Source organism: Halobellus rufus, from assembly GCF_000739575.1.
GTDB classification, from domain to species: domain Archaea; phylum Halobacteriota; class Halobacteria; order Halobacteriales; family Haloferacaceae; genus Haloquadratum; species Haloquadratum rufum.
This window is the reverse complement of sequence record NZ_BBJO01000003.1, coordinates 229,749-247,112: the sequence shown is the minus strand read 5'-3', so window position 1 is coordinate 247,112 and position 17,364 is coordinate 229,749. Positions and strand designations below refer to the sequence as shown.

The 17,364-nt window shown below is 68.9% G+C and carries 20 protein-coding genes, 1 tRNA gene and 1 pseudogene; 8 read left to right on the top strand and 14 right to left on the bottom strand.

Going from position 1 to position 17,364, the window contains the following annotated elements:
- Both ACP99_RS21375 and ACP99_RS03080 read left to right on the top strand, forming a co-directional pair.
- Positions 1-153, top strand: a pseudogene (locus tag ACP99_RS21375) (protease); the annotation flags it as partial.
- Positions 154-183: 30 nt separating this feature from the next.
- Positions 184-462: a hypothetical protein gene (locus ACP99_RS03080; RefSeq protein ID WP_049985178.1), complete on the top strand. Its 279-nt coding sequence runs from the start codon at positions 184-186 to the stop codon at positions 460-462.
- A 1-nt stretch (position 463) separates the two neighbouring features.
- On the opposite strand, the gene ACP99_RS03075 is transcribed toward ACP99_RS03080, so the two are convergent.
- The 4 genes from ACP99_RS03075 to ACP99_RS03060 form a co-directional block, all read right to left on the bottom strand.
- Complete coding sequence (locus ACP99_RS03075; RefSeq protein WP_081927077.1) at positions 464-1,288, bottom strand: CPBP family intramembrane glutamic endopeptidase; 825 nt, start codon at positions 1,286-1,288, stop codon at positions 464-466.
- Between the two features lie 76 nt (positions 1,289-1,364).
- Positions 1,365-1,955 (bottom strand): NUDIX hydrolase, encoded by a 591-nt coding sequence (locus tag ACP99_RS03070; protein WP_049985177.1) that lies wholly within the window; start codon positions 1,953-1,955, stop codon positions 1,365-1,367.
- Between the two features lie 73 nt (positions 1,956-2,028).
- Positions 2,029-3,327 carry a hypothetical protein gene (locus ACP99_RS03065; RefSeq protein ID WP_049985176.1) on the bottom strand — a complete coding sequence of 433 codons (1,299 nt, stop codon included), beginning with the start codon at positions 3,325-3,327 and terminating at the stop codon, positions 2,029-2,031.
- A 117-nt stretch (positions 3,328-3,444) separates the two neighbouring features.
- Complete coding sequence (locus ACP99_RS03060; protein ID WP_049985175.1) at positions 3,445-3,846, bottom strand: VOC family protein; 402 nt, start codon at positions 3,844-3,846, stop codon at positions 3,445-3,447.
- 111 nt (positions 3,847-3,957) lie between these two features.
- Between ACP99_RS03060 and ACP99_RS03055 the strand changes: the two genes are divergently transcribed.
- Complete coding sequence (locus ACP99_RS03055) at positions 3,958-5,049, top strand: metal-dependent hydrolase (RefSeq protein WP_049985174.1); 1,092 nt, start codon at positions 3,958-3,960, stop codon at positions 5,047-5,049.
- A 116-nt stretch (positions 5,050-5,165) separates the two neighbouring features.
- Positions 5,166-5,507: a hypothetical protein gene (locus ACP99_RS03050; RefSeq protein WP_049985173.1), complete on the top strand. Its 342-nt coding sequence runs from the start codon at positions 5,166-5,168 to the stop codon at positions 5,505-5,507.
- Between the two features lie 53 nt (positions 5,508-5,560).
- On the opposite strand, the gene ACP99_RS03045 is transcribed toward ACP99_RS03050, so the two are convergent.
- The 5 genes from ACP99_RS03045 to ACP99_RS03025 all read right to left on the bottom strand — a co-directional run bounded on the left by ACP99_RS03045 (position 5,561) and on the right by ACP99_RS03025 (position 8,563).
- Positions 5,561-5,633, bottom strand: a tRNA-Pro gene (locus ACP99_RS03045).
- 80 nt (positions 5,634-5,713) lie between these two features.
- Positions 5,714-6,163 (bottom strand): CHY zinc finger protein, encoded by a 450-nt coding sequence (locus tag ACP99_RS03040; RefSeq protein ID WP_081927075.1) that lies wholly within the window; start codon positions 6,161-6,163, stop codon positions 5,714-5,716.
- Positions 6,164-6,167: 4 nt separating this feature from the next.
- The gene (gene trmY, locus ACP99_RS03035; RefSeq protein ID WP_049985172.1) at positions 6,168-6,776 is read right to left on the bottom strand and encodes a tRNA (pseudouridine(54)-N(1))-methyltransferase TrmY; all 609 of its coding nucleotides are present in this window, start codon (positions 6,774-6,776) and stop codon (positions 6,168-6,170) included.
- Positions 6,777-6,839: 63 nt separating this feature from the next.
- Positions 6,840-7,607, bottom strand: a complete 768-nt coding sequence (locus ACP99_RS03030) for an ABC transporter permease (protein ID WP_049985171.1) — start codon at positions 7,605-7,607, stop codon at positions 6,840-6,842.
- A complete protein-coding gene (locus ACP99_RS03025; RefSeq protein ID WP_049985170.1) occupies positions 7,604-8,563 on the bottom strand; it encodes an ABC transporter ATP-binding protein in 960 nt (319 codons plus the stop codon). The genes ACP99_RS03030 and ACP99_RS03025 overlap by 4 nt, the downstream gene beginning before the upstream one ends.
- Before the next feature lie 131 nt (positions 8,564-8,694).
- On the opposite strand from ACP99_RS03025, the gene ACP99_RS03020 reads away from it, so the two are divergent.
- From ACP99_RS03020 to rnhB, 3 genes are all read left to right on the top strand, one after another.
- Entirely contained in the window at positions 8,695-9,279 is a 585-nt protein-coding gene (locus ACP99_RS03020) for a DUF4112 domain-containing protein (RefSeq protein WP_049985169.1), read from the top strand.
- Positions 9,280-9,441: 162 nt separating this feature from the next.
- Positions 9,442-10,803 (top strand): tRNA pseudouridine(54/55) synthase Pus10, encoded by a 1,362-nt coding sequence (locus ACP99_RS03015; RefSeq protein WP_081927073.1) that lies wholly within the window; start codon positions 9,442-9,444, stop codon positions 10,801-10,803.
- On the top strand, positions 10,800-11,483 hold the full coding sequence (gene rnhB / locus ACP99_RS03010; RefSeq protein WP_049985168.1) for a ribonuclease HII: 684 nt from the start codon (positions 10,800-10,802) through the stop codon (positions 11,481-11,483). The genes ACP99_RS03015 and rnhB overlap by 4 nt, the downstream gene beginning before the upstream one ends.
- Before the next feature lie 35 nt (positions 11,484-11,518).
- Here the strand turns inward: rnhB and ACP99_RS03005 are convergent, their stop codons facing one another.
- The 5 genes from ACP99_RS03005 to ACP99_RS02985 all read right to left on the bottom strand — a co-directional run bounded on the left by ACP99_RS03005 (position 11,519) and on the right by ACP99_RS02985 (position 15,647).
- The gene (locus ACP99_RS03005) at positions 11,519-11,764 is read right to left on the bottom strand and encodes a DUF7511 domain-containing protein (protein ID WP_049985167.1); all 246 of its coding nucleotides are present in this window, start codon (positions 11,762-11,764) and stop codon (positions 11,519-11,521) included.
- Between the two features lie 171 nt (positions 11,765-11,935).
- Entirely contained in the window at positions 11,936-13,546 is a 1,611-nt protein-coding gene (locus ACP99_RS03000) for a preprotein translocase subunit SecD (protein ID WP_049985166.1), read from the bottom strand.
- Entirely contained in the window at positions 13,546-14,433 is an 888-nt protein-coding gene (gene secF / locus ACP99_RS02995; RefSeq protein ID WP_049985165.1) for a protein translocase subunit SecF, read from the bottom strand. Before secF ends, ACP99_RS03000 begins: the two co-directional genes overlap by 1 nt.
- An 81-nt stretch (positions 14,434-14,514) precedes the next feature.
- The gene (locus ACP99_RS02990) at positions 14,515-15,045 is read right to left on the bottom strand and encodes a DUF5812 family protein (protein WP_049985164.1); all 531 of its coding nucleotides are present in this window, start codon (positions 15,043-15,045) and stop codon (positions 14,515-14,517) included.
- A 68-nt stretch (positions 15,046-15,113) separates the two neighbouring features.
- The gene (locus ACP99_RS02985) at positions 15,114-15,647 is read right to left on the bottom strand and encodes a hypothetical protein (protein ID WP_049985163.1); all 534 of its coding nucleotides are present in this window, start codon (positions 15,645-15,647) and stop codon (positions 15,114-15,116) included.
- Positions 15,648-15,762: 115 nt separating this feature from the next.
- Between ACP99_RS02985 and ACP99_RS02980 the strand changes: the two genes are divergently transcribed.
- On the top strand, positions 15,763-17,055 hold the full coding sequence (locus tag ACP99_RS02980; protein ID WP_049985162.1) for a hypothetical protein: 1,293 nt from the start codon (positions 15,763-15,765) through the stop codon (positions 17,053-17,055).
- Positions 17,056-17,364: the final 309 nt, after the last annotated feature.

Genomic DNA, 17,364 nt, shown 5'->3' with positions numbered 1-17,364 from the left:
GAGAAGATCAGCCGCGGCAACGAGCGGACGCAGGAGTCCGCTGTCGACTCGCAGGTGAACGCGCTCTGCATCTTCGGCGAGGAACGCGGCCTCGCGCGGCTGTTCGCGACGCACCCGCCGATGGAAAAGCGCATCCAGCGGCTCCGGAACTGACGGGAAGAGCCCGATGAAGACTCAGGAACGATGACCGACGTCCGGACGCTCGCGGCGGCCGTGTTGGGCGTCGCGCTCGGGATCCTGTTCGTCGCGGCCCCCGAGACGGTCATCCAAGTGCAGACCGCCGGGCGGCTCCCACAGGACCGACGCGGCCGGTACGGCGAGGACGGGATGTCTGACGGCCAGGACGACGAGGCGAACGCGGGAAGCGGTTCGGGCACCCCCGCTCGCTGGCGTCGGCTCGTGCAGGTCGTCGGCGTCGCGTTGATTCTCGGCGGCGGCTACTTCGCGTGGACGCTCGTCTGAGCTACAGCAGGAGCGCCGCGAGCGTCGCGGACTGCTGGAGCTCTTCTGCGCCGACGTATCGGATCGCGAGATACAGCAGCGAGAAGAGCGTCGCGTTGTACGCCCCGTGGATCAGCGCGGGGACGACGATGTTGTCCGTGAGTTCGTACATCGTCCCGAAGACGAGCGTCGGGAGGACGAGCACCGTGATGCTGACGACCCGCGCCTGCGGCGCGCCCGACAGCGAGAAGTAGTGGATCGACGCGAAGATCAGGCTCGCGAGGAAGATCGCGAGCGGTGCGGGCAGCGCCTCGCTCAGTCGGTTCTGGACGACGCCGCGGTAGAGCAGTTCCTCCCCGGGGCCGATCAGGAGAATCGACGCCGGGATGAGCAAGAGCAGGATCTCGGGGTTCTCCATCCCCATCTCCGCGGTCGTGTTCGGGGCCGCCTCCGCGCCGACCGTCGTGATGACCGTCGACGCGAGGATCAACAGCGCGAGCGAGGCGACGTAGCCGGCGACGACGAACGCGACCTCGCGGAGCGACGGCACGCGGAGGCCGACGTAGTCGATGCCCGCGCCGCGGTATCGGAGGTACGCGAGCGCGACGCCGCCGAATCCGATACCTGTCGCCAGCGCCAGCGAGAGGATGATGCTCAGAAGCGGCGTGATCGAGACCCCGGCGGCTCCGAGTGCGAGGGCCGTGAGAACGACGAGGACGCCCCCGACGCCGATCCCGACGACCGAGAGCAGTACGGCGGCGGCGAGCGCGCGGAGGACGGTGAGAACGGCGTCGGACGGCGGACCCGAGTCGTCCGCCCCCTCGGTTGAGTTCAGTTCGGAGGACACGGCTCTCCTTCGCACTCGCGCGTCAAAATCCTGTCTCCCCGGGACTGCGCCGGGTGCGCGGAGCGCCGAGAGCGAATCAGCGCCAGCGGTCGGCGAGTTCGTACCGCGTGACGCCGAGCACCGTGCGGCCGTCGCGGATCTCGCCCTCGACGACGTCGCCGAGCAGTTCCTCGTAGTCCGCGAGGTCGACGCGGATGCTCTCGTTGAAATCGAGGTCCTGCTCCCCGACCGGTTCGCAGTCGCGGGCGACGAAGAAGTGGTGGACGCTGTTCAGCAAGCCGTTCGCCGGCTCCGCGGCGAACAGGTGTTCGACGTCGCCCGCCTCGTAGCCGGTCTCCTCCGTAAGCTCCCGGCGGGCGACCGCCGCGAGGTCGTCGTCCTCGGGTTCGGCGCTCCCGGCCGGCAGGCCCCGGTTGACCCGTCCGACAGCCTGCCGCCACTCCTCGATGACGACGACGTCGCCGTCGGGCGTGAACGGGAGCACGACGACCGCCGCCGGCTCGTCGACGTAGTGGAAGTCGGTCTCGGTGCCGTCCGGGAGGACCACGTCGTCGCGGCGGACGTCGAACCCGGGACAGGTGTAATCGATGCCGCTGTCGGTCGTCTCCCACGCCAGGTCGTCGACTGCGGCCTCGCGGTCACCGCTGTCGGGGGAACGGTCGGTCATATCGGCTCCTCTGTCCGGACGGACAAGAACCCGTGGGGTGAAGCGTGTCGGATGTGGGGAGCGGGAGTACCGCTCAGCCCCGCGTCAGCCGGTCGCGGACGACGATCCCGAACCCGGTGAGCACGCTGACGAGCGAGACGATCGTGACGGCGACGTGGCCCTCGTTGAACCAGAACGGCGTCTGTAGCCCCGTCTGGAAGATGACGAGCAGGAAGGAGAGGACGGGAATGTCGCGACCCTCGCCGATCGTCGTGGGCTCGTCGCCGTCGCCGTCCGCGTAGGAGGTCGCCCCGACCGTCTCACCCTCGGGGAGGCGCTCGGCCTCGTAGGGCACTTCGGGCGTCCCGTAGCTCCAGACGGTCGCGCCCGAGCGGTTCACCTCGACGACCCGCTTGTTCAGCGAGTCGGTGATGAGCGTGTTGCCGTTGTCGAGGCGGTCGGCGTCTCGCGGCCAGTTGAAGTTCACGCCCTCGGCGGCGTAGATCTCCCAGGCGACCTCCCACTCGCCGCCGTCGGTGCGTTCGAGTTCGACGACGCGGTCGTTGTGGCTGTCGGCGACGAGCACGCGGCCGTCGCCGAGCCACTGCGGGTTGTGTTGCTGACGGAGGAGCGTCGGGTCGCCCTGCGTGGTCTCCTCGTCGCCGTTGACCACCTCGACGACGCCCTCGCCGCGCTCGACGATCACCAACTGGTGGGCGTTGCGCACGGACACGAGGTAGCGGTCCTCGCCGATGACGTCGACGTCGTTGATGTGCAGCCAGTCCGTTCGGGTGGGGTCATCGGGCGCGTCGTACCGCGAACTGGCGTTCCACTCCCACGTGACCTCGCCGTCTTTCACGGTGAAGATCCGCTCGTGCTCCATGTCGCTCACGAGGAACTCCCCGGAGTCGAGCAGTTCGACGTCGTGGACCTCGCTGTTGGCCTGCGAGCGCACCGGGAATGAGTACTCGTACTCGATTTCGGGCGCTGCGTCGCTATCGTCGTTCGGATCGATGATCCGGAACCCGGTGTGCGTACACGGCGACTCGTAGGGGCCGCAGGCCTCGTAGCCGCCCTGCATGAAGCCCGCCATCACGCTGCCGTTGTCGAGCATCGTGACGTCGAAGTAGCTGTCAGTGCCGCCCGTTCGCCACTCCGTCTCCCGGCCGTCTAACAGGTAGACGGAGCCGTGGTCGTGCAGCCCCGGCCCGCCGCCCTGCGATCCGACGAGCGTCTGTCGGGTCTCGTCGTCGTCGGCGGCACCGACGTCCGGGGCGAACGCGGCACCGAGAACGAGCGAGGAGACGAAGAGGAGGACGCCGAAGGCGACGAGCGCGACGCCCGTCCGTCCGTCGAGCCGAGAACCACCGCCGAATGGGACCAGATCACGCATCGATTGGGTAGTTCAACCACGACCGGCGAGAAAAGCGGTTCGATGCGCCGTGCGCGCGGACCTCGACGTCGGGCACGCGTTCGCGTTCAGCCCGTCCACGCCGTGCGCCGACCGACGTCAGTCCGACGCGTCGGCCTTCAGCTCGATCCGGTAGCCGAACGGGTCGGTCACGTACACGGCCGGCGCGACCCCGGTGGCCCCCAGCGGTTCGAGTCGTCGATCGATCTCGACGTCCGCGGCCGAGAGCGCGTCGGCGATCCCGTCGATCGTGTCGTCGATCCGGACGGCGACGTGGTCGTAGGCGTTTCGGTCCGAGGCGGGGTCGAACGACGGGTCGGGTTCGAGATGGATCACCGCCCCGGGGGCCAGCCGGACCGAGAAGAACGGTTTCTCCCCCGACTCGTACAGTTCCATCCCGTCGACGTCGAAGCCGAGCGCGTCGCGGTAGAAGGCCAGCGCCGTCTCGACGCCGCCGTCGGGAATCCGGAGTTTCACGTGGTCGATCGCGGTTCCGTTCACGGCCGACGTTCGGGCGCGAGTACCAAAAGGTGAACGTCGATCCGCGAGTCGGACGCGCGAGTTCGACATCCGAAGAGCTATTTTCGGCGGCGGGCAGGTCCGACGTGACCGATGTTCGTCGGCCACGAGTTCCTCGCGTTCGCGCTCGCCGGGTGGGGGGCCTCCCGGCTCGGGGGCGCTCCCGACACCGCGCTCCGACTCGGCGCGGTCGCGGCGCTCGCGGCCCTCCTGCCCGACCTCGACGTGCTCTACGCCGCGGTGACGTACGCTGCCGCCGTCGCCGGCGGGACGCCGCTCGGCTGGGAGGCGTTCTGGGGGGTCGCAAACGGCGTCCACCGCGTCGTCACGCACCCCCTCCCCGTCGGCGTCGCCGCCGCCTTCGCCTTCGGCTTGGGTGCCGTCGTCGACGCGCGAGCGTCCACGTCCGGCAGTGCTTCGGGTTCGCTGGGCGTGATCGGCGTTGCCGCGCTTCCAACGGCGCTGTACGCGCCGGTTCTCGTGCTCTCGTTTCGGACCGCCGTCGGGGCCGCGGCCGCGATCGTCGCGGGCGCGTTTCTCGCGGTCGTCGCCGTCGCCGGCGTCGTCGTCGGCCGTCGGCTCCGCCTCCCGACGACTGCGGTGACGGCTGCCGCCGCCGTCGGATTCCTCACGCACCCCTTCGGCGACGTGTTTCTGGCTGCGCCGCCGCCGCTGCTCTCGCCGTTCGGACCGCCGGTGCTCACCGAGCGGGTCGCTCTCGCGGCCGACCCGACGCTCGAGATCTTCGGCGTGTTGTTCGTCGAACTCGCGGCCGTCTGGCTCGGCGTCCTCGTCGCGTTGGACTTGGGGCGGGCAGAGGCAGTTCCTCGGCCGCAGACTCCCCGGTTCGCGATGCTCCGACGACTCCGCGATTCCCTCGATCGGCGGGCCGGCGTCGGCTTCGCGTACGCGGTCGCCGTGGTCGCGCTCCCGCGGCCGACGGTCGTCGACGCCCACATACTGGGGTTCACGATCGTCCCGCTCGCCGTCGTCGTCGGGCTGTGGGCTTCCCTGCGCCACCGGGAAGGGGGCCTTCGATCACTTCCGTCGACGTCACCTCTCGGTGGTGGGGCGGTGACAGTCGGCATCGTCACCGGCGTCGCGACGCTCACTCTCGCAGCGATCGCGTACGTGGTCACCTACGAGCTTTCGGCCGTCGGCGTTCTGCCCGTCGCGCTCGGCTGAGCGAACTGTCCTGTCATCGAATCCAAACGTTTAGTACGCTATCTGTCGAACCGGTATCACGATACCGAGGCAGTCGTTCACACGACTCGTCCTGAATAGATCCCTCCATCGACACCATGAACACCGATCTCGACGCCTCGATAGACATTCTGGAGGAGAACGCCCTCCTCTGGTGGTACGGCGCCATCGTGTTCTTCCTCGTCGGCGACGTCGTCACGACGCTCGCCGGCCTGCAGTTGCGGACGGTCGTCGAGGCCAGCCCCGTCGCGGCGTGGTTGATCAACGCCTACGGACTACCGATGATCCTCCCGCTCAAGATACTCGTCGTCTGCGGGTTTTACGGGTTCTACCGGGTCGTTCCACGACCTCACTGCATCGGCGTGCCGCTCGGCCTGTGCGCGCTCGGCTTCGTCGTCACGGTGTGGAACGGCGCGGTCATCGTCGCCGCCCTGCTGTGACTCCTCTCGAACCGCTCGCTATCGCTCGCGGTTGATGAGAGGTGGGGAAAATATGGGCCGGCTCAGATTCGAACTGAGGTTACGGCCACCCGAAGGCCGAAGGATACCAAGCTACCCCACCGGCCCGCACTCGGACAGTCGTCGTTGGATCTTTTAACGCTTCCGAACCGGGGCAGGGCGTCGGGGCGTTTCGGCGAACGCGACCGTCACTCCTCGAAATACAGCGCCCGGTGCCGACGACACCCCGGATTGAACGCCGCGCCGCAGTTCGGGCAGGCGTCGTCGCCGTCGAGGTACACCCGCGCCGACAGCGTCGTCCCGCAGACGCCGCACAGCACCGCCGCCTCGTCGAAGCGGTCCCGGGGCCACGGCTCCGGGTCGTGATCGGCGGTCTCGGCGTGGCAGGCGTGACAGGGCGAAAACACCTCACAGCAGCCGAACCGGAGCGCGACGACGTCGACGTCGGCGTGCCAGTGCGCGCACCGCGTCTCGGAACCGACCGCGACGCCCCTGAGCGACACCGGAAAGCGGTCGTCGACGGCCGGGGCAGTCGCCGTCCGAAGCGGATCGATCCGGGCGTCGTCAGGCCCTCGCTCCGGGCGAGAGTCGACCGCGCACGAGGCGCGATCGACGCGTGACTCGCGATCCTCGTCCATCGTCTCAGTACTCGGTGTATCCGTGGGTGTCGAGGTAGTTGTGCGCGACGGTGATCGTGTGGTCCGCGTGGAGGACCTCGGGCCCGACGCGGACGCGCTCGTCGGCGCGCTCGGCGAGGAGCGAGCGCTCCTCGTCATCGAAGTCGTGGTGGTCCGAGAGGACGAAAAGCGGGTCCTCGGGCGGCTCGACGTCGGCGATCGGGTCCCCGTCCTCGTGGAGGGTGAGAAGCGTCGGCTCGTCCGTAACGGCGTCGGCAACGTCCTCCAGCGTCTCCGCGAACCCCATCCGTCGGATCGAGACGCCCGGGCTGCTCTCGGCGGGCATGTGGCCGATCGCGTCCTCGCGGTGTTCGAGGGCCTGCCGGACGAGCGCGGCCGTGCTCCGCTCGTCGGGGTTGAGCCGCCGGAGGTCCGAGCCCTCGAAGCGGACGGTGAACTCGTCGCCGAGCACGAGGTGGACGCGCACGTCCTCGCGGATCGAGTGCGAGAGGAAGAACGCGCTGTTGACGCAGCGGCAGAGGACGTCGAGCCGTCCCGCCGCGCCGGCGAGGTCGTCGAGCGAGAAGTCGGGCGTCGTCGGGGCGTCGTGTCCGACGATTACGAACTGGCGCATACGACGTCTCGCGGCCGGAACACCAAGAGTCGGTCGTTCACGCCGCGAGTGGGACGTGCGGGGCTACTCTGCCAGCCCGTAGCCCCGGCGGAAGAGCGCGACGTCGATCGCGAGAACGACGACGGTGAGCCCGGCCAAGACCGCCAGCGAGGCGTTCGGATCGACCTCGCTGACGCCGAGGAATCCGTAGCGAACGCCGTTGACCATGTAGATCATCGGGTTCAGCAGCGACACCTGCTGGACCGCCGCCGGCAATTCGTTCAGCGAGTAGAAGACGCCGCCGAAGAACACCAGCGGCCGGAGGATGAACTGATTCAGCATCGTGAGGTCGTCGAAGTCGTCGGCCCAGAGCCCGGCGACGACGCCGAGGCTCGCGAACAGCGCGGTGATGACGACGCCGAACGCGACGAGATACAGGGGACGGACGACCCCGACGTCCGTGAAGAACGCGCCGATGAGCGCGATGAGCGTGCCGACGATCGCCCCGCGGATCGCGGCCGCGAGGACGTACGCGCCGACCATCGTCCCGTACGACAGCGGCGAGGTGAGCACCTCCTCGATGTAGCGGTTCCAGCGGCCGTGGAAGATGTTGAACGAGGTGTTCTCGAAAGCGTTCGAGATCGCGCCGAGGACGACGAGACCCGGGAGGATAAAGAGGATGTACGGGACGCCGGCGATCTGATCGATGCGCTCGCCGAGGATCACCCCGAAGACCGAGAAGTACAGGACGTTGGTGATGAAGGGCGGCAGGAAGGTGTTCCGCGGGCGGCGGAGAAAGCGGAGGATCTCGCGCCGCAGCAGCGCGAGGAAGCCGGTCGTATCGACGCTCATCGGCTCGCCACCTCCGGCGTCGCACGTCCGTCTTCGTCCGCGCGCGTCATCTCGACGAACACCTCTTCGAGCGACGTGCGCTGGATTTCGAGGTCGACGATCTCGTGGCCGCCCTCGTCGAGGAGGCTGACGACGTCGGGGGCGACGAGACCGCCCTGTCTGGCGGTCACGACGAGGCGCGTCCCGTCGAGGTCGACCGACTCGATCCGGTCGTCGTGCGCGGTGAAGTCCGGGACTGCGGTCGGCTCGTCGCGCAACTGTATCACGACGTCGTCGGTGCCGCGGTCCATCAGCTCCTCGGGGCTGGCGACGTCGAGGACGCGGCCGGAATCGAGGATCGCGACCTCGTCGCAGAGCCGCTCGGCCTCCTCGATGTAATGCGTCGTGAGCAGGATCGTCGTTCCCCGCTGGTTCAGGTCGACGATGGTATCCCAAAGCTCGTGGCGGAGTTGGACGTCGACCCCGGCGGTCGGCTCGTCGAGGATCAACAGGTCGGGCTCGGTGATGAGCGCCCGAGCGAGCATAAACCGGCGCTTCATCCCGCCGGAGAGCCAGTCGAAGCGCGTGTCGCGCTTGTCGTAGATGCCGACGCGCTTGAGGACCTCCTCAGCTCGTTCGGCGGCGCGCTCGCGGGGGATCCCGTGGTATCCGGCCTTGTGTTCGAGCACCTCGCTGATCGGGAAGAAGCGGTCGACGTTGAACTCCTGGGGCGCGAGGCCGATGCTGTCGCGGGCCTCGCGGTAGTCGTCCTCGACGTCGTGGCCGAACACTCGCGCCTCGCCGCCGCTCTTGCGGACGAGTCCGACGAGGACGTTGATGAACGTCGTCTTCCCCGCCCCGTTCGGGCCGAGGAGACCGAAGAACGACCCACGCGGGACCGTGAGGTCGACGCCGTCGAGCGCCTGTACGTCTCCGTAGGACTTCCGCAAGTCGCGGATCTCGATCGCGGGCTCCATTCGTTCACCGCTCGGCACCGCGTGGACCTAAGGACCACGAAGTCCGACGGCGACCGCTCGGTCCGCCGTGGGTGTCCGAACCGCGGCGAAATCGCCGGAACACCGAAGCGCGTTCGCGCCGACGAGCGACTGTGGACCGGACGAACCGCGAGGAACGCACCGAGGACGGTGTCCTCACCGGTGACGACACCGCCGATGCCGACGGCGTCGGCGTCGACCTCGACACACTCGATAGCCGCGCGCCCGACGCGGCGGCGCGACTGGACCGCCTGCGACGGCTGAGCAGCCTGCTCGACAGCGCGTTCGAGATCCCGCGGACGAACGTGCGGATCGGGCTCGACCCGATCTTGGGACTGCTGCCGGGCGTCGGCGACGCGACCGCCACGGCCGCGTCGGCGTACGTCGTCGCCGAGGCCGCCGCGCTCGGCGCGCCGCGGGCGACGCTCGCGCGGATGGTCCTGAACGTCGCCGTCGACGCCGTGCTCGGATCGATCCCGCTCGTCGGCGACGCCTTCGACGCGGTCTGGCGCGCGAACGACCGGAACGTCCGACTGCTCGAACGACGGCTGACCGGCCCGACCGAGGACGACGTACGTCGGGACCGGCGCGTCGTGCTCGGGTTGGGGCTCGCCGTCTTCCTCGGCACGCTGACGGTGAGTGTGCTCGCACTCGTCACGCTGTGGTGGCTGCTCGGCGTTGCCGGCGTCGTCGGCTAGGCGATTGCTGACCGTCGAACGGCGGCGGGTGGGCGTCCGGGGAGTGAAACGAGCGAGACGTCGATGGACGCGGCGCATCCATCTGGAAACGTCGCTGACTCCAACTCTCAGGCACGACGGCGAAAGGACAAGAACAAAGCGAACACCCCCACAGATACGCCTATGAGCATTCTCGCCGACGCCCGCGCGCTCGCCGCGCAGGAACCAGTCTGTGACGCCTGTCTCGGTCGGGCCTTCGCGGATCGGAGCTTCGGGCTGACGAACGCCGAGCGGGGCAAGAGCCTCCGGATCGCGGCCGCGCTCGACGACGACGAGCCGTACGAGCCGGTCGACACGGCCGACTGCTGGGTGTGTGAGGGCCGCTGTGCGGAGTTCGACGAGTGGGCAGAGCGCTGCGCCGAGGCGATCGAGGGCGTCGAGTTCGACACCTACCAGGTCGGCACGCGAACCCCGCCGCTGATCGAGGAGAACGAGATACTGCTTCGAGAGGGCGCGGGCCTGCCAGAGGACGCGGGCGAACTGTTCAAGTCCGAGTTCAACCGCGAGGTCGGAAAGCGCGTCGGACGCCTCACCGACACCGACGTCGACTTCGGCCGTCCCGACGTCCAGTTCACGCTCGATCTGGAGGCCGACGCGGTCGACGTCGACGTCCACTCGGCGTTCGTCTACGGCCGCTACCGGAAGCTCGAACGCGACATCCCGCAGACCGAGTGGCCCTGCAACGCCTGCCAGGGCTCGGGCTACGTCGGCAAGCAGCCCTGTGAGAAGTGCGACGGGACGGGCTACCTCTATCAGGACAGCGTCGAGGGGCTGACCGCGCCGATCGTCAGCGACGTGATGGACGGGACGGACACGAAGTTCCACGGCGCCGGGAGAGAGGACGTCGACGCGCGGATGCTCGGAACCGGTCGCCCGTTCGTCATCGAGGTGATGGAACCGCGCCGCCGCCGGATCGACGTCGAGCGGTTAGAGGGCGACATCAACGCCTTCGCGGAGGGCCGCGCCGAGGTCGAGGGCCTCCGGCTCGCGGACTACGAGATGGTCGAGCGCGTCAAGAAGCTCGACGCCTCGAAGCGCTATCGGGCCGAAGTCCAGTTCGGTTCGCCCGTCGACGGCGACGCGTTCGCGGAGGCGCTCGACGAACTCGAAGGCGCGACGATCGAGCAGTACACGCCGCACCGCGTCGACCACCGGCGGGCGAGCCTCACGCGAACGCGAGCGGTCTACGAGGCGAGCGGCGAACTCGACGACGACACGCACGCGACCGTCGAGATCCACGGCGCGGGCGGGCTGTACATCAAGGAACTCGTCTCCGGCGACGAGGGGCGTACGGAGCCGAGTCTGGCCGGACTGCTCGGCATCGACGCCGAAGTGACGGCGCTGGACGTCGTCGGCGTCTACGGCGAGGACGAACCCTTCGAGGACGAGGACTACTTCCTCGACGAACCCGGCGTCGCCGCCGACGCCGCGGAGGCGGCCGGCGAAGGAAGCGACGCCGCGGACTCCGCCGACGCCGAGGAATGAGCCCCGAAGACGCGATCGTCGGCAGCGACGAGGCCGGCAAGGGCCCGGTGCTCGGACCGATGGTCGCCGCCGGGGTGCGCGCGCCGCCCGAGTCGGTCCCCGACGACGTCGACGACTCGAAGCGGCTCGCGCCCGGGACGCGCGAGTCGATCGCCGAGCGACTGCGAGCGGACGAGGACGTCGCGGTGGGCGTCGCGGTCGTCCCGACCGACCGGATCGACGACCCCGAGACGGATATGAACTCGCTGACGGTCGCGGCGCACGCTGAGGCCATCGCCGCCGTGGCTCGGGAGGGCGACGCGGTCGTCACCGACGCGGGCGACGTCAGCGAGTCGCGGTTCGCGCGGCGCGTCCGCGACGGCGTGGTCGCGGCGTCGGCCCCGGACACACTCTCGATCGACGTGCACGCCGAACACCGTGCCGACGAGACGTACCCGCTGGTCGCCGCCGCCTCGGTCGTCGCGAAAGTGCGACGCGACGCCGAGATCGACGATTTAGCGGAAGAGTACGCCGACTACGGACCGCTCGGCAGCGGCTACCCGAGCGATCCGACGACGCGGGACTTCCTCCGCAGGTACGTGGCCGACACGGGCGAGCTTCCGGCCTGCGCCCGCGCGTCGTGGTCGACGTGCGCGGACGTCCTCGCGGCCGCCGAACAGTCCGCGCTCTCGGAGTTCTGAAGCGAGAGGCTGCCGGCGAAGCGTCGGGGGGCGGGCTACCGCATCGAGTCGAGAGCGACGAACGACCCCTCTTCGGCGGAGATCCACGTCGTCTGCAGCGCCGCCGCCTCCGCTTCGACGGGGTAGATCGTACACTCGTCGGCGTCGCCCTCGTAGGTCTCGACGCGAGCGACGAGGACCTGTTCGCGGTCGTCCGTTCCGGTGTCGTCGACGGCGCTGTCGGCGGGCGTGCCGTGGTCGGCGGGCGGGGAGTCGGTGGGGAGATCAGTGTCGATGGGCATTGTGTGTCTCGCGTCCTCCGTTTCCGACGGAGGTTCGGTGGTAGTCGTCGCCCAGTACAGTTCGTCGTTGTCGCGGGATCGTATTTAAACGGTCGCCTATTCCTGTAGGGTGAGATTCGATCGCGAGAAGGTGGTACCGCGCCGCCCGCGGCGGGCGTGCGCTGTCGTACCTCAGCGATCCACGGTCGTCAGCGACCGGAGGATGTCGCCGTAGGCCGGTCGGGTGACGAGCACGCCGACGACGACCCCGAGGATGGTGAAGATGGCGAAGCCCTGGAGGTCGCCGAGCGAGAGCACCGCCAGCGGCGACATCGCGATGATCGTCGTCGCCGCCGCGGCACCGATCACCCAGAAGGCCTTCCGGAACCGCGACTGGAAGACCCGACGGGAGTCGATCTGTCCCTCGGCCATCACCTCGTCGGCGATGATGATGAGGTCGTCGACGCCGGTCCCGATGACCGCGATGAACCCGGCGATGACAGAGAGGTCCAGCGGGTAGCCGATCCCGGCCGCGAAGCCGAGGAGGATGACGACCTCCGAGAGCGCGGTCACGACCATCGGCGCGGCGACCCGGACGTCGCGGTAGCGGAAGAAGACCGTCCCGCTGACCGCGAGCACGGCGATGATGCCGGTGATGAGCGAGTTCGTCCGGAAGTCCGCCCCTTGGCTCGGCGAGATGTAGGAGGTCGTCCCACCGCTCTCACTGGAGAAGTCCAGTTGCGCCGGGAGCGCGCCGGCGCGGAGGTTGATCGAGACTTCCTGCGCTTCAGAGGTGTTCGTCGTCTGCAGTTGGAAGACCGGGTTCTGCGCCCACTCGCCGCTGCGCATACTGTCTGCCAGTCCGGGACTCATCCCGAACGCGTTCGTCACCTCGCCGTTGACGACGAGGAGGAGACACGGCTCGGTGTTGTTCGGGTTCCGCTCGTAGTCACAGCGGGTGCCGCCCGATTGGGCGAGTCCGGTGTCCCGCATCGACTGCTGGAAGTCGGGGGCGATCGATTCGGAGACGGTCACCGGCACGTACGCGCCGCCGCCGTCGCTCTCTTGGGCGGTGCCGATGCTCTGGAAGTCCTCCTGCTGGAGGACCACGTCGCGGTTGTACCCGCTGTCGTTTTCGGCCGGATAGTACGCCTCGATGACGACCGTCCCGCGTTCGCCGACGAGGTCACGGACCTCCGAGGTGTCCTGGTTCGGGACCTCGACGAGGATGTACTCGTCTCCCTGGGCGGTCGTCACCTGCTGGACGGTCCCGCCGGAGAGCCCCGCCTCGTTGATCTTGTTCTCGAGGATGCGGACGACCTCCTCTCGCGTGGTCTCGGTGACGCCCTCTCGAGTGTTCTCGTAGCCGTAGCCGGCCGCATCGAGGGCCGCGGCGAGGTCGTCAGTGCTGACGCCTTCCGCGGTCACTTCGACCGTGCTCGTCGGCCCCTGCGAACCGGGCTGTGCGGTCGCCTGCCCGCTCTGCGCACTGGTCCGTGCGATGACGTCTGCCGGCCCGGCTCCGTCGAGTTCGTCGGCGACGTTCTGTTCGACGGTTCGCGGCTCGTCGCCGCCGAAGTCGACGTCCTCGGCGGTCACGCCGACGAGCGGCGCGCGGACGCGGGTCCCGCCCGAGAGTTCGAGGCCGTACTGGAGGTTGGTGATGCCGCGCTCCGCAGCGGCGTTCCCGCCGCCCTCGCCACCGCCGTCGGCGCCGAGCGTCGGTGAGAACAGCGCGAACGCGGAGACGAGGATGAAGACGACCAAGAGGAGCACTCGCCAGTTGTCGCGGACGTCCACCATCAGCTGTTCACCCCCTCGAACTTGTACCAGCGAAGCAGACTCAGATTGAGCATGTACGTGTTCATAAGGTCGGTCGCGAGCCCGAGGACGAGCACCGTCCCGATCGCCGCGAGCAACTGAATGCCGAACAGCGTCGCCGTGATCGTCATCACGATCATCGCGACGATCGAGGTCAGCGTCATCGTCACACCGGTCCGCATCGCCCGGTACGTCGACTCGTAGAAGTCACCCGAACGGCGGAGGATATGGTTGTTGAGGAGGATGTCCGAGTCCACGGAGTACCCGATGAGCATCAACAGCGCGGCGACCGTCCCGAGCGAGAGTTCGATCCCGAGCACGTTCATCAACGCCAGCGGGATCACGATGTCGGAAAACGCGGAGATGACGACGGCGATCGAGGGCACGAAGACGCGGAACATCGCGAAGACGAGGACGCTCATTCCGACGAACGCGATCGCGAGTCCGCCGAGTGCCAGCGTCTGCGTGTCGCCGCCGAAGTTCGCCGAGACGGTCGAGATCGACCGGACGTCGATTCCAGCGTCCTCAGCCTGTTGTTCCAACTCCGACGCCTGAACCGAGTCCGCGCCCGGACCGGACTGGAACGTCACGACGTAGACGTCCTGTGCGGGGACCGACCGGATGCTCTCGGGTTCGGCGGAGAAGGCGGCTCGGATCTGCTGTTCGGCCTCCTGCTGCGGGCCGTCGATCGCGACCTGTACCTCCGTTCCGCCGGTGAAATCGATGCCTTGGTTCACCGGCGACCCCGTCATCACGTACCAGCCGCCGATGACGAGGAGCGCCACCGCCAAGATGGCGAGCGGTATCGCTGCCAACTGGCGGTTCGTGTACCGGGTGTAGTCGACCTCCGGTACCGTAAACTCGACCATAGATGCCGGTGGAGAGCGCCGCCGAATAAGCCTTCTTATGCTCGGCTACCGATCCCGCCGCAGAGCGCCCCCGTCAGCGCGTCACGGCATATACCGCACCGACAGCACGCCCGGCGACGACCGGACTTCGACCCGGTTCACGCCGAGTCTGGCCGCCCGCGAGAGCAACTGTTCCTCGTCCTCGAGGACGTCGTCGACGGCGGCCTCGGTGCCGTCCTCCGGCACCGTTATGACGTGGATCTCGCCCGTTCCGGCGCGCTCCTCTCGCGCGAGGCCGCCGACCGCTTGGTTCGCCGCGAGTTCCTTCGATTTCGCCGTCGGCGGCTCGTCGCTCCGTTCCACGGAGAGCGAGCGCCGAGACGCCGTCTCGACGAGTTGATACGAGACGTTCAGCGGCGGGTCGGGGGCGACGACGCCCTCGACGACGTCGGCGCGTTCGACCCCGGGATTCGACGAGAGCGTGTGTACCTGCCCGCTCTCGACGTTTTTCAACACCGCGGAGTCGGGTTCGGCCGCGGTCACGAGGAACGTCCCCTCGATTTCTCCTTCCTCGTCGGATTCGGTAGCGACGCCTCGATTCGGTTCGTCGAGGTCGCGATCGGCGTCAGTCATTGCCCTCGTGTAGTCGGTCGGCGCACTTGCGGGTTTCGTCCGATCGTCGGCCCGTCGAAGTCACCTACTCAGCCGAAAATGCGGTGGGCGGCGGCGACGAGTGCCGCTCCGGCGAGCGGCACGCTCCACGAGAGCACGGGCGGGATCGCGTACAACGCCGCGATGACCGGGGCGAAGACGCCGCTCGGCGTCGGACGCGTCACGGTTTCGCCGTCCAGCGCGAACGTCTCCGGCATCGACGCGACGAGCCCGAGATACAGCGAGAGCAGGAAGAGAAACCCGGCCGCGGCGAGCGCCGCCTCGTGGCGCGCGGAGCTCTCCTCGCCGCGTCGCCGCCGCCGGGCGACGACGAGAACCGGAGCGATCGCAGGAAGCACCACGAGCAGTCCGATGACGATGTAGAACGCGCGCGAGAGGGTGAGCGACCCGCCCGGGACGCCGGCGGTTTGGCCGATCAGGACGACGACCGCGATGCCGACGAGCAGGGCGATGAGTCCGATCGCCAGCGCGCTCGCGAGGACGTAGCACTTGAACAGCCGCGACTCGCTGGAGCGCAGCGCATAGGGGAACGCCCCGAAGACGCCGTCGTACCCGGATGCCATCGGGAGCGACTTGGGCTCGGGAGGGTTTGAACGAACCGGTCGCCGCCCGCCCCGGCACGATCTCGGTCGCCGGCAGACCGACCGGTTTTTCGTCGGGGGCGGTCGTTGACGACGTATGTACGTCGATCTCGGCAGTGCGCTCGACGCGACGCCCGGCGTCTCCCGGGAGTCGCTGGAGCGACTGGACGAACAGGTGGCGGTCGCTCACGAGCGGATCCAGTCCGGTCGGAACGACCGCGAGCACGGCTACGAGGCGCTGAACCTCCCGTCGACTGTCGACCTCGACGCGATCCGCGCCGCGGTCGCCCCGTTTTCCGACGCCGAGGCGATCCTGACCGTCGGGATCGGCGGCAGCGCGCTCGGCGCGGCGACGTTCGCCGACGCGCTCGCGGAGCCGGACGACCCCGACGCGTACTTCCTCGACAACGTCGATCCCGAGCACGTCTCGCGACTGCTCGATTCGCTGCCGCTCGACCGGACGGCCGTGAACGTCGTCTCCCGGTCGGGGACGACGGCGGAGACGCTCGCGAACTTCCTCGTCGTCCGCGAGGCGATGGCCGACGCCGGCGTCGATTGGACCGACCGGACGTTCGTGACGACCGGCGAGTCCGGGAACCTCCGGTCGCTCGCGGCGAAACACGACCTCCCGTCGCTGTCGGTTCCCGACGGCGTTCCGGGCCGTTTCTCGGCGCTCTCGACGGTCGGGCTCGCGGTGGCGGCCATCCAGGGCCACGACCTCGACGCGATCCGCGCGGGGGCGAGCGCCGCGGCCGACGACCTCTCGGGGTCGCTGTTCGAGACGCCCGCGTACGCCTACGGAGCGACGAGCTACGCGCTGGCGAACCGCGGCGCGGTGACGAACGCGATGATGCCGTACGCCGAGCGGTTGGAGACGTTCGCCGAGTGGTTCGCGCAACTGTGGGCCGAGAGCCTGGGCAAGGACGGCCTCGGACAGACGCCGGCGCGGGCGCTCGGCGCGACCGACCAGCACTCTCAGCTCCAACTCTACCGCGCCGGTCCCCGCGACAAGCTCGTCACGCTGGTCCGCCCGCGCGAGTACGCCGATCGGTCGATTCCCCAGACCGACCTCGACGGCCTCTCGTACCTCGGCGGCTCCTCGCTGGGCGACCTGCTCGACGCGGAGTTCGAGGCGACGGAGGCGAGCCTCGTCGAGTCCGGCGTCCCCGCGATCCGCGTCGAGATCGACGCCGTCGACGAGCGGAGCCTCGGCTCGCTGCTCTACGAGATGGAGGCCGCCTGTGTGCTCTACGGCGAGCTCGCGGCGGTCTCGACGTTCACACAGCCCGCTGTCGAGTGGGGGAAGAAGGCGGCCCGCGGGCTGCTCGGTGGCGGCGACTTCGCAGAGGCCGAGGCCGTCGACGAGCGGACGAGTCTCGTCGTCGAGTAGTCGCGGTCGCAGTTGTGGGCTTGCAGTCGGCACCCGCGTCGGTGGCGCGGCGGCGTCGGTCCCGGCGCTCGCGACGACCACCCGTTTCCCGCGTCGACGTGCCGAGCAACCGCAGCCCGACGCGGGACCGTTCTCAGATCACGGAGACGCTGGCCGCTCGCTGGAATATAAACGCCCGTCCGCGTCCGCCGGCGGAGTCGACGGGAGCGATCGCCCGGTTCGGACGGCTCGCCGCAACACCTTTATTCGGGACTCGCGTGTGTCAACGCAACACGAGTGCTGAGGGTACTCGTGATGGTGAGCCGTGCT

Coding starts and splice junctions, on each gene's coding strand:
- ACP99_RS03025 (WP_049985170.1), bottom strand. CDS start 8,563: ATGGAGCCCGCGATCGAGATCCGCGACTTGCGGAAGTCCTACGGAGAC.
- ACP99_RS03055 (WP_049985174.1), top strand. CDS start 3,958: ATGTTCGTCGGCCACGAGTTCCTCGCGTTCGCGCTCGCCGGGTGGGGG.
- ACP99_RS03015 (WP_081927073.1), top strand. CDS start 9,442: ATGAGCATTCTCGCCGACGCCCGCGCGCTCGCCGCGCAGGAACCAGTC.
- ACP99_RS03040 (WP_081927075.1), bottom strand. CDS start 6,163: ATGGACGAGGATCGCGAGTCACGCGTCGATCGCGCCTCGTGCGCGGTC.
- ACP99_RS03050 (WP_049985173.1), top strand. CDS start 5,166: ATGAACACCGATCTCGACGCCTCGATAGACATTCTGGAGGAGAACGCC.
- ACP99_RS03070 (WP_049985177.1), bottom strand. CDS start 1,955: ATGACCGACCGTTCCCCCGACAGCGGTGACCGCGAGGCCGCAGTCGAC.
- trmY (WP_049985172.1), bottom strand. CDS start 6,776: ATGCGCCAGTTCGTAATCGTCGGACACGACGCCCCGACGACGCCCGAC.
- secF (WP_049985165.1), bottom strand. CDS start 14,433: ATGGTCGAGTTTACGGTACCGGAGGTCGACTACACCCGGTACACGAAC.
- ACP99_RS03080 (WP_049985178.1), top strand. CDS start 184: ATGACCGACGTCCGGACGCTCGCGGCGGCCGTGTTGGGCGTCGCGCTC.
- ACP99_RS03030 (WP_049985171.1), bottom strand. CDS start 7,607: ATGAGCGTCGATACGACCGGCTTCCTCGCGCTGCTGCGGCGCGAGATC.
- ACP99_RS03000 (WP_049985166.1), bottom strand. CDS start 13,546: ATGGTGGACGTCCGCGACAACTGGCGAGTGCTCCTCTTGGTCGTCTTC.
- ACP99_RS02985 (WP_049985163.1), bottom strand. CDS start 15,647: ATGGCATCCGGGTACGACGGCGTCTTCGGGGCGTTCCCCTATGCGCTG.
- ACP99_RS02980 (WP_049985162.1), top strand. CDS start 15,763: ATGTACGTCGATCTCGGCAGTGCGCTCGACGCGACGCCCGGCGTCTCC.
- ACP99_RS03065 (WP_049985176.1), bottom strand. CDS start 3,327: ATGCGTGATCTGGTCCCATTCGGCGGTGGTTCTCGGCTCGACGGACGG.
- ACP99_RS03005 (WP_049985167.1), bottom strand. CDS start 11,764: ATGCCCATCGACACTGATCTCCCCACCGACTCCCCGCCCGCCGACCAC.
- ACP99_RS02990 (WP_049985164.1), bottom strand. CDS start 15,045: ATGACTGACGCCGATCGCGACCTCGACGAACCGAATCGAGGCGTCGCT.
- rnhB (WP_049985168.1), top strand. CDS start 10,800: ATGAGCCCCGAAGACGCGATCGTCGGCAGCGACGAGGCCGGCAAGGGC.